General features: G+C 70.6%; 9 protein-coding genes. All 9 read right to left on the bottom strand.

The features are described 5' to 3' along the window. Positions 1-1,081 (bottom strand): hypothetical protein (locus R6V09_RS36570; RefSeq protein WP_317885778.1); only part of this gene is annotated, 1,081 nt, incomplete at its 3' end. After that, the gene (locus R6V09_RS36565; RefSeq protein WP_442810214.1) at positions 1,078-2,352 is read right to left on the bottom strand and encodes a DUF4910 domain-containing protein; all 1,275 of its coding nucleotides are present in this window, start codon (positions 2,350-2,352) and stop codon (positions 1,078-1,080) included. The genes R6V09_RS36570 and R6V09_RS36565, both read right to left, overlap by 4 nt. After that, positions 2,349-3,374 (bottom strand): NAD-dependent epimerase/dehydratase family protein, encoded by a 1,026-nt coding sequence (locus tag R6V09_RS36560; protein ID WP_317885779.1) that lies wholly within the window; start codon positions 3,372-3,374, stop codon positions 2,349-2,351. Before R6V09_RS36560 ends, R6V09_RS36565 begins: the two co-directional genes overlap by 4 nt. 5 nt (positions 3,375-3,379) lie before the next feature. Continuing rightward, positions 3,380-4,027: a PIG-L deacetylase family protein gene (locus R6V09_RS36555; protein ID WP_317885776.1), complete on the bottom strand. Its 648-nt coding sequence runs from the start codon at positions 4,025-4,027 to the stop codon at positions 3,380-3,382. After that, a complete protein-coding gene (locus R6V09_RS36550) occupies positions 4,024-4,818 on the bottom strand; it encodes a glucose-1-phosphate cytidylyltransferase (RefSeq protein ID WP_317885775.1) in 795 nt (264 codons plus the stop codon). The genes R6V09_RS36555 and R6V09_RS36550 overlap by 4 nt, the downstream gene beginning before the upstream one ends. Next, entirely contained in the window at positions 4,815-6,068 is a 1,254-nt protein-coding gene (locus R6V09_RS36545) for a class I SAM-dependent methyltransferase (RefSeq protein ID WP_317885774.1), read from the bottom strand. Before R6V09_RS36545 ends, R6V09_RS36550 begins: the two co-directional genes overlap by 4 nt. After that, positions 6,065-7,306, bottom strand: a complete 1,242-nt coding sequence (locus tag R6V09_RS36540; protein WP_317885773.1) for a glycosyltransferase family 4 protein — start codon at positions 7,304-7,306, stop codon at positions 6,065-6,067. Before R6V09_RS36540 ends, R6V09_RS36545 begins: the two co-directional genes overlap by 4 nt. 2 nt (positions 7,307-7,308) lie before the next feature. Further along, the gene (locus R6V09_RS36535; protein WP_317885772.1) at positions 7,309-8,598 is read right to left on the bottom strand and encodes an O-antigen ligase domain-containing protein; all 1,290 of its coding nucleotides are present in this window, start codon (positions 8,596-8,598) and stop codon (positions 7,309-7,311) included. Position 8,599: 1 nt separating this feature from the next. Then, positions 8,600-10,008: right-handed parallel beta-helix repeat-containing protein (locus R6V09_RS36530; RefSeq protein WP_317885771.1), on the bottom strand; the 1,409-nt coding region annotated here is incomplete at its 5' end.

The raw sequence follows: 10,008 nt of genomic DNA, 5'->3' as shown, positions 1-10,008 counted from the left end.
CGGCCGCCGCGCCGGTGCCGAGGCCGGCGCCCGCGACGCTGAGGGTGATCTGCACGATGAGGTGCGAGGAGGAGTGCCAGACGTCGCCGAGCGCCAACTCGCCGAGCCTGCCCGGCATCAGCAGCAGCGCCGAGCCCCAGAGCAGCGCTCCGGTGGCCTGTCCTCCGCCGAGGAGGAGGCAGAACCTGCCGAGTCGTTGCGGGGCCTGTCGCAGGACGCGTGCCGCCTCGGGGACGGTGACCAGCGAGAGCCCCATCAGTACGGCGAGGAAGGGGCCGAGGAGGAGTTCGGCGCCGCGCACCGCGCCCACCGCGCTCACTCCGACGATCGCGCCGAGGCCGTACGCCCGGAGCTGGCTCGCGCCGCTGAGGCTGACGTTCTCGACCAGGTACCGGTAGCCGAGATCGCGCTGTTCGCGCAGCCATCCGCGGGCCTGTGCCGTCCTGGGCCGGATGCCGGACTGGATACAGCCGTAGGCCGCCGCCACCGTGGCGGACGCGCCCCAGGCGAGCACGAAGGCGGCCACGGTGTCGACATGGGCCGCCACCACCATGGCGGGGATGAGCGCGATGCCCCACACGATGTCGTTGACGAACGCCTTCCGCCCGTTGCCCGCGGCGAAGAACGAGAACCGCCAGGCGTCCTGGAGCAGCAGCCCCGGCATCATGAGACCGAGGGCGGCGAACGCGGGCCCGACCCTGCCGCCGAGGCCGAGTCCGGCCGCCAGGCAGAGCACGCCGAGGGCCGTGCCGACGCAGAGCGCGGTACCCGTCGAGCGGGCCACCGCCCCGCGCCAGGACGGCTCCGGCACTCCGCTGAAGCGGACCACGAGCGGGTCGGTGGCCAGGCCGCGGGAGACGTTGAGCACCACGCCGTAGGTCACCCAGGCGAGGCTGAACACGCCGAACGCGGTCACCCCCAGCGAGCGGGCCACATAGATGCCCACCGCGAAGTTGCTGATGCTGGAGGCCGCCTGGTCGGCCAGTCCCCAGGAGAGCCGGCCGACGAGGGCCCGCTTGGCGGACCGGGCCGGTCTCGCCGTGGTCTGCGGATTCTCCCCGTCGGTGGTCATCGGCGTCATGTCTTGATCAGTCCGGCCTCGTGCAGGGCATCGGCCGCGCCGACGACGGTGTCGAACGGCAGCCCGGACCGCTCGGCGACGTCCAGCAGACTGTGCTCGCCGTCGGAGAGGTTGAGCACCCAGAGCATGGCCATCTGGGCCTGCTTGGTGTCACTGCGTCCGCCGAGCGCGTCGTACAGCCCGCGCCGGCCCAGCTGGGGTTCGCCGTAAGGGCTGAGGTTGAGGTACCGCCGGTTGCGGTCGAGAACGGTGAACGCCTCGCGGCAGACGGCGAGGGTGTCGGCCATCGCCTCCCGGGAGACGAAGTCCGGGTTGTCCGCCGAGGTGTGGTACTCGGGGTACCCGGCGTACGGGGTCCGGCTGAGCGACCCGACGCCGAGGTTGAACCCGGGTGAGCAGTACTGCCGCTCGTCGTAGCCGTACGGCGTGAACTCGTTGATGTGGTGCGGTCGTTCGGAGGCGGTAAGCACGTGCCGCAGCACTCGGTCGATCTCCGCGTCACCGCGCCTGCTCTGTTTGTACGTCAGTTGGCCCGAGTCGCCGGCGCAGGCGAGCACAAGGCCGTGCTTGACCCGCTCGATCCGCTCCGCGTTGCGGGCCAGCCAGGTGATCGCCCCGATGGTGCCGGGCGCGTAGATGAACCGGTAGGTGTAGTACGGCGTTTCCCGTGCCAGCGCGCGGGCCAGGAATGTGGCCACCGCGATGCCGGCCAGGTTGTCGTTGGCCAGCGACGGGTGGCAGGTGTGGCAGGAGACGATGACCTCGTCGGCGACCTGTCCGGGGACCACATGCTCGGCGTAGGTGAGGTGGCCGTCCGCGAGGGTGGAGTCGACGCGCACCTCGTACTCGCCGTCGGGCAGCGCGTCCAGGGTGTCCTGGGCCAGGCAGAATCCCCAGTCCGGTTTGTAGTAACTCGTGCGGTACGGCACCCATTTCGGGTGGTCCGGCAGCGTGTGCAGGTGTTCGCGCAGCTCGGTGAGCGGCATGGTCCGCGACACCGGGACGCTGTAGCCGAGCACGTGCAGGCTGGACGCGGCGAAGTCGACGACCCGCCGGCCGGTGGCGTCGGCGATGTACGCGTCCCGGATGTTCCACTCCTGCGGAACCGTCCAGTCGAGCACCTGCGTCCCGGTCGGGACCTCGTGCACCTGCAGCGGGACGTACTCGCCGACGATGTCCAGGGTGGCGCGCACACCGTCGCCGGTGATGCTCCGGCACAGCGGGTACAGCCGCTCCACCAGCTCGTGCATCTCCTCGCCGACCGCTGTCATCGGCGCCACCGCAGGGTGTCGTCGACGGTGCCGGCCTCGGAGGCCGCCTTGAGCACGGCGAGGCGGGTGAAGCGCTGCTCGAAGGCCTCACGGGTCAGCCCGAACTTCCGGTAGGCGTCGGCGAGTTCGAGCGCGCCCCGCTTCACCGTCCACTCGCAGTCGAAGTCGGGGATCGCGGCGCGGAAGCGGGAGAAGTCCACTCGGTAGGACCGGGGGTCGGCGCCGTTCTCACCGGTGATCACCACCTTCGCGCCGGGCACCGCCTCGGCGACCTGCTCGGCGATCTCGGCGACCGTGACGTTGTTGATCTCGCTACCGATGTTGAACGCCCGGTCGTGGACCGCCTCGCGCGGCGCGGTCAGCGCGGCCGTGAAGGCGCGGGCGATGTCGGCGGCGTGCACCAGCGGGCGCCAGGGGGTGCCGTCGGAGAGGACCAGCACCTCGCCGGAAAGGAGCGCGTGGCCGACCAGGTTGTTCAGCACGATGTCGGCGCGCAGCCGGGGCGAGTAGCCGAAGGCGGTGGCGTTGCGCATGAACACCGGAGTGAAGTCGTCATCGGCCAGCGCGTGTACGTCGTCCTCGACCCGCACCTTCGACTCCGCGTACGGCGTCACCGGGCGCAGCGGGGCGTCCTCGGTCACCAGGCCCTCTCCGCCCGAGGCGCCGTAGACGGAGCAGGTCGACGCGTACAGGAAGCGCCGAACTCCGGCGTCACGGGCCAGTTTTGCCAGTCGTACGGACGCGTGGTGGTTGATGTCGTAGGTGAGTTCCGGCGCCAGCGAGCCGAGCGGGTCGTTGGACAGTGCGGCCAGGTGGATCACCGCGTCCACCCCGGCCACGTGCTCGGCGGTGATGTCGCGCAGGTCCACCCGCACCCCGGGCGGGTCGGCGGGCTGCGGACCGAGGACGGAGTCGGCGAACAGGCCGGCGTCGAGGCCGACGACCTCGTGTCCGGCGGCGGTGAGGACGGGTGCCATCACGGTGCCCAGATAGCCCTGGTGTCCGGTCAGTAGTACGCGCAAGGTGTTCAACCCCCCAGGTTGAGCGTGAGTTTGGTGACGGCGAAGGCCTCGGCGTAGCGCGCGTGGCATTCGATACCGCGGATCCGGGCGAGGCCGAGGAAGGCCTCCCGGTCGTACCAGGGCCGGTGCCGCTGCGAGGGGTAGTGCTCCTGCAGCAGTCGGACCTTCTGTTCGGCGGTCTCCGTCTCCAGCGGCTGGTACGCCGCCGGTCGGCCGAGGTCGCCGTCCCACTTGACGATCTCGTAGCCGAGCACGAGGTGGTCGCGGAACGCGGTGGTGATCAGCTTGGCCAGGCCGCGGTGGTCCTGGTGGGCGTCGTCGGTGCGCGGCGCGAGGACCAGTTCGGGCTCCGTCTGTGCGCGGAGTTCCTCGACGGCGGCCTTGGCCTCCTCCCAGTGCGCGGGCAGCCGGCCGTCCGGCAGTTTGTGCACGGTCAGCCGCAGGTCGGCGCCCGGGCAGAAGGCGGTGAGCGCGGCCTGTTCCTCCTGCTCGCGCTCGCTGCCGCCGCCGGAGAGCACCAGCGCGTCGACGCGGAGGCCCGGGCGTGCCTGACAGAGCGTCAGCAGGGTGCCGCCGGCGCCGATGGCGATGTCGTCGCAGTGGGCGCCCACGACGACGATCCGGTCGAGCCGGCCGGCTCCGAGCCTGATCACGCACGCACCTCCGCGCTGTCCCGCTCCCACACGGCCCACGGGCGGTGGCCCCGCGTGTAGGCCTCGTCGAGCGCGGCCCGCTCCTTCACGGTGTCCGTCGGCTTCCAGAAGCCGCGGTGCTGATGCGCCACCAGCCGTGCCCGCTTGGCCAGTTGGGCGCAGCCGTCGGCGACCAGGTCACCGTTCTCCGGTATGTGGTCGAAGACCTCCTGGCGGAGCACGAAGTAGCCGCCGTTCTCCCACAGCGGCATGTCGCTCACCGCGGTGATGCCGCCCACCAGACCGTCCTCGCCCAACTCCACACAGTGGAACGACGATTGGGGCGGGACCACCATCATCGACGCGCCGGCGTCGCGCTGGGCGAACCGGTCGATCATCTCCGGCAGCGGGGCGTCGGTGAGCACGTCGGCGTAGTTGGCGAGGAACATCTCGTCGCCGTCCAGGTGGTGGCGCACCCGGCGCAGCCGCTCCCCGATGGGAGACTCGATGCCGGTCTGCGCGAACGTGATCGTCCAGTCGGCGATGTCGGTGGAGAGCAACTCGGTCTGCCCGCCCCGCAGTACGAAGTCGTTGGAGGCGGTCTCCTCGTAGTTGAGGAAGAAGTTCTTGATGTGGTGGGCGCCGTAGCCGAGGCACAGGATGAACTCCTTGTGCCCGAAGTGCGCGTAGTAGCGCATGACGTGCCAGATCAGGGGTCTGGGCCCGACCATCGCCATGGGCTTGGGGACGTCGTCGGAGGTTCCGTTGCGCATGCGCATCCCGTAACCGCCGCAGAACAGGACGACCTTCATGCTGTGACCTCTTTCGACTGCGCCGCCTCGACGATGCTGAGTTCCGGGATGGGGAAGACGAGCCGGCCGCCCCACTCGTGCACGAAGGACAACTGCTCGACCAGCTCGGTCCGCAGGTTCCACGGGAGGACGAGGACGTAGTCCGGCTTGTCGGCCGCTATCTGCTCGGGCGGCAGGATCGGGATGCGGGTGCCGGGGGTGAACCGGCCGTGCTTGTACGGGTTGCGGTCGACCGTGTAGGCGAGCAGGTCGGGGCGGATGCCGCAGTGGTTGAGCAGGGTGTTGCCCTTGCCCGGAGCGCCGTAGCCGACGACGGTCTCGCCGCGCTCGGCCGCGTCGATGAGGAACCGGAGCAGGTCCCGGCGCACCTTGGCGACCCGGGCGGAGAACTCGGTGTACCCGGCCAACTCCTGCAGCCCGGCGGCCTTTTCCCGGGCCAGTACGTCGGCCACCCGCTGCGAGGGCTCCCCCGCCACCTCGGCCGGCCGGGACCACAGCCGGATGGAGCCGCCGTGCGTGGGCAGCAACTCGACGTCCACGAGCGTGAGTCCGCCGCTGGCGAGGGCCCGGATCGCGGACGCGACCGTGTAGTACTGGAAGTGCTCGTGGTAGATCGTGTCGTACTGGTTCTCCTCGATCAGGGTCAGCAGGTGCTGCACCTCGATGGAGACCCAGCCGTCGTCGGCGACCAGGGCGCGCAGCCCCTGGGTGAACCCGACCACGTCCGGGATGTGCGCGTACACGTTGTTGGCCACGACCAGGTCCGCCGGGCCGTGCTCGGCACGGACCGCGGAGCCGGTCTCGGGGCTCAGGAAGTCCGTGAACGTGGGCACACCCGCCTCCCGCGCCGCGGCACCGACGTTCACCGAGGGCTCGATGCCCAGGCAGCGGATCCCCCGGTCCACCACGTGCCGCAGCAGGTAGCCGTCGTTGCTCGCGACCTCGACCACGAAGGCGTCGGAGCCGAGGCCGAGGCGGTCCACCGCGCCGTCGACGAAGGTGCGCGCGTGCTCCACCCAGGAGGTCGAGAACGAGGAGAAGTACGCGTACTCCTTGAACGTCTCCTCCGGCGTGATCAGCGGCGGTATCTGCGCCAGCCAGCAGTCGGTGCAGACCCGCAGATGCAGCGGGTACGCCGGTTCCGGCAGGTCCAGTTGGTCCGCGGCGAGAAAGCTCTCACACGGCGGTGTCGCCCCAAGGTCGACGACGCTCGCCATCGCTTCCGAGCCGCAGAGTCGGCATCGTGTCATGTGCTGTCCCCATCCCCCCTGCTCGCGTGGGTGTCCCCACCGCGAGCCTGTGCTGACCGTCCCGCGATCGCGGTGCGGTACTCCTCCAGCAGGCGCTCCAGGCCGACGGCCGGGCTGAATCCCTGCTCGTAGCGGCGCCGGGCCGCCTCGCCCATCTCCCGGTTGCGGTCCGGGTCGGCCGCGATCCGGCGGATGCCGGACGCGAGCGAGGCAGCGTCGCCCGGCTGGTGCAGCAGCCCGGTGACGCCGTCCTCGACGAGTTCGACGAAGGCGCCGTGAGCGGCGGCGACGGTCGGCACCCCGGCCGCCATCGCCTCCACGACCACCAGGCCGAACGCCTCCAGCCAGGTCGAGGGCGCGATCACGGCGACGGACCGTGCGATGGCCTTGCGGCACTCCGCCGGGTCCAGCAGGCCGACGTAGCGCACGTCGTCCCGGCCGGCCGCCCAGGCGGTCACCTCTTTCTCCAGCGGCCCGGTGCCGGCGATCACGAGCGGGACGCCCACACCTCCGCTCGCCGCGACCTCGTCCCACGCGGCCATGAGCAGCCGTACGCCCTTGGCCTCCGCGAGCCGGCCGAGATAGAGCAGCTGCTCTCCCCCGCCGTCCCGGCGGACGTCGGGTTCCGGGACGAAGTTGTGCTTCACCGCGAGGCGTTCGGCAGGCATCCCGGAGCTCACCAGGACGTCGCGCTGCGCGGCGGAGATGCAGAGGAAGCGCTCCACGCCGGTCCACCACCGCCGCCGGTTGACCGACAGGCTGACCGCGAGCGGCACGGTCGCGAGGCGGGAGTTGCGGTAGCAGCCGTGCCGGACGGCGGGCAGCGGCGTCGAGCCGACGCACTCGGTGCACGGCCGGCCGTCCCGCTGGAGTGTGCCGGGCGGGCAGACCTGGGTGTAGTTGTGCAGCGTGGCGACGGCGGGCACTCCGGCGTCGGCGCAGGCGGCGAGGACCGCGGGCGACAGGAGCGGGAACACGTTGTGGACGTGCACCACGTCCGGCCGCTCGGCGCGCAGCTTGGCTGCGAGTTCCGTGCGCACGGCCGGGTTCCACGGCACCAGGAGCGGCACCGCGACCTTGCCGAGGAGGGAGCGGCCACCGATGTCGTCGCTGCGCCGCTCGAACACCTCGACCCGGTGGCCGGCCGCACGCAGCAGCTCCACCTCCTGGTCGACGACCTTGTTCTCCCCGCTCGGCTGTGCCGAGTTGTAGCGGTTGTGCACCACGAGAACGTGCATGCTCAGGTCACCTCCGATCTACGGGCCCAGCGCGGGACGTGCCGTCGAGGGGCTTCGGGCAGCGCGAGCGGAGCGGCCCGGGCGGGTGCGGCCAACAGCGAGGCGGCCAGGGCCAGATGGAGCAGATAGGGCGAGGCGTCGCCGAGACCGGCCTCGGTGTACGAGGCGATCGCGCAGTAGCTGATCAGGAAGATCGCGCAGGCCCGCTGCAGCGACGGCGGGCGCAGCAGCGCGACGCCGCCCAGCACGACGATGATCGCGGCGACGAGGGTGACGCCGATCAGACCCTGTTCGTTGTAGACGGCCAGCCAGCTGTTGTCGATCGGCAGCCCGCCGAACGACTTGTCGCCCAGGCCCACGCCGAACGCCTTCTCCGCGGCCGACCGGGGCTCGGCCAGCAGGGCGTTCCAGACCTTGGCCCGGCCGGTGAGACTGGAGAAGTTCTCCTGGCTCTGTCCGCGCAGGAACCACGTCTGCAGCGCTGAGGCGAAGCCGACCGCGGCCACCACGGAGATCAGCACCGCCCAGGTGAAGAACCGGCGGGCCACGGCGCTGTTCAGCATGAGCGAGCCGATCGCCAGCGTCAGCCCGAGGAGCAGGCCGAGTGTGGCCGTCCGGGTGTGGGTCAGCGCGAGCAGCACCAGCGAGGGCACGATGACCAGCACGGCGCTGGTCCGGTCGGTCCGTCTGCCGATGACGAGCAGCACGGTGAGCCCGATGATGACCGCCGCGTACTGCCCGATCTGCGGCGGGGTGAGCGGCCACAGCGCGCCGACCAGGCGTCCGCCGTAGAGGCCGGGCAGGGCCTTGCCCGGGGAGACGACCAGGCCGAGGGCCACCGAGCCGAGGACCGCGAAGTACGCCCGGATGTGGTGGCGGACGAACGTCAGGCTGCCGTCCCACCAGCGGCTGAGCAGCCACAGGGTGCCGACGAAGAGAGTCAGCCGGAAGCAGCGGAACAGCGCGCCCATCCCGGACTCCAGGCTCGCGCTGGAGATCACGCTGGACACCAGCAGCAGGGTGAGCAGCAGCACGTAGGCGCTGGACCGGACGCGCACCCGTTGGTTGACCGCGAGCGCCAGCGCGAACGCGGCGACCAGCGAGCCCATGGTGACCATCTGGATGAGGGAGCGGGGCAGCGGGACGATGGTCTTCGCCCCGGCCGAGCCGAGCGTGTTGAGGACCAGCAGCCCCCAGACGATCCCGACGATCCTCGGTGTGCCGGCCGGGCCCGCTTCGGCGCCGGGCAGCGTCCCCGCCGTGTCCGGTCCGCGCGTCAGGTTCTCACCCATCTCAACCACCGGCCTGCAGGTCGAGGGTGCTGCCCTTGTCCTGCTGGTACGGCGCCGTCTGCCACTGCCCGAAGTCGAGCACCTTGCTCTGGTCCTCGGCGACGAACTTCCACGGCCCGACGTAGACGTTGTCGTGCCAGCTGTTGTGCTGCTTCTCGGTGATCGCGTCGGCCACCCCTTCGCCGTGGTAGGGCGACCAGTCCGGATAGGTGCCGTAGTTGGACAGCAGCCCCATGCGGTCGCACATCTCCGTGCACTTGACGACGGACTCGTCGAGCACGAAGCGGTTGTCGTGGATGTCCACCCGCTGGGTCTTCCACCGGCAGTCGGAGTACAGCGGCGCCTTGGCGATCGCCGGTCTCACGCAGGTGCTCGTCTTCTTCACCAGCAGCGTGCAGTCACCGGACGAGGTGTTGGCCGGGCTGTTGCAGAACCGGTCGGCGTTCTCCCACAGGGTGATCCCGGACCAGTTGTTCTCCAGCACGTTCCGGTAGATCTCGATCTTGTCGGTGCGGGCCGGGACCCGCGGTTCGCCGCCGGACTCGGACAAGTAGACGGTCGCGTAAGGGAAGTTGTCGCCGCTGTCGGCCGCCTTGCGGCCCTCGACCCAGTTGTTCCGCCGGATCGTGTTGTCCCGGATGACCGCGTTGTAGCTCGTCTCGTAGATCAGTGCGGCACCGTCGTTGGCCTCGATCACGTTGTTCTCGATACGGAAGTCGTTGTTGTTGGTGTCCGCCCACAGCCCGGTGCCGCGGTTGTCGTGCACCCAGTTGCCGCTGATCTCGGCGCCGTCGACCTCCCAGAACTTGATGCCTCCGGTGCAGCCGCAGCCCTTCTGCTTCCGCTCCCAGTCACCGGTGTTGTTGCCGACGATCTCGTTGCCCTGGACCACCAGGCCGGTGATACGGCCGTTGCCCTTGTAGGCGTTCATGCCGTACTGGCCGTTGTCGCGCAGACAGTCGGCGCGGACCTGCTGGCGGGCCCCGGCCATCAGCCCGGCACCGGCGTTGTCCTTGATCGTCGAGTGCTCGATCACCCACCCGTCGGCCGAGTCGTGGTTGACGACGCCCTCGTCCTGCGGCGCGACGAATCCCCGCACGGTCAGATAGCGGATGGTGACATCGGCGGCGTTGCCGGTGAAGGCGTACTGGTTGACCTTCCGGCCGTCGAGCACCGCGCCCGGCGCGCCGAGGTAGTGGTCTCCCTTCTTGGGGATGACCTGGGCGTAGCGGTCCCGCTCAAGCCTGTGGGTGCCCGGCTTGAGCCAGAACGTGGTGTTCGGGGGGCTGTTCTTGGTCTTCGTCGCGAGGTCGCCGACCACCTTGGGGTCCACGGTCACCGCGCCCGCCGGCGCCTTCGCGGGTCCGGCGGCGGGGTTGGCGCACACCCGGGCCACGGACCGGGCGGCTG

It is taken from the genome of Streptomyces sp. W16, from assembly GCF_033194735.1.
Lineage (GTDB): Bacteria > Actinomycetota > Actinomycetes > Streptomycetales > Streptomycetaceae > Streptomyces.
Note: the sequence above shows the minus strand (reverse complement) of the source record. Positions and strands in the feature narration are given on the sequence as shown.

Coding starts and splice junctions, on each gene's coding strand:
- R6V09_RS36545 (WP_317885774.1), bottom strand. CDS start 6,068: ATGACACGATGCCGACTCTGCGGCTCGGAAGCGATGGCGAGCGTCGTC.
- R6V09_RS36565 (WP_442810214.1), bottom strand. CDS start 2,352: ATGACAGCGGTCGGCGAGGAGATGCACGAGCTGGTGGAGCGGCTGTAC.
- R6V09_RS36535 (WP_317885772.1), bottom strand. CDS start 8,598: ATGGGTGAGAACCTGACGCGCGGACCGGACACGGCGGGGACGCTGCCC.
- R6V09_RS36550 (WP_317885775.1), bottom strand. CDS start 4,818: ATGAAGGTCGTCCTGTTCTGCGGCGGTTACGGGATGCGCATGCGCAAC.
- R6V09_RS36540 (WP_317885773.1), bottom strand. CDS start 7,306: ATGCACGTTCTCGTGGTGCACAACCGCTACAACTCGGCACAGCCGAGC.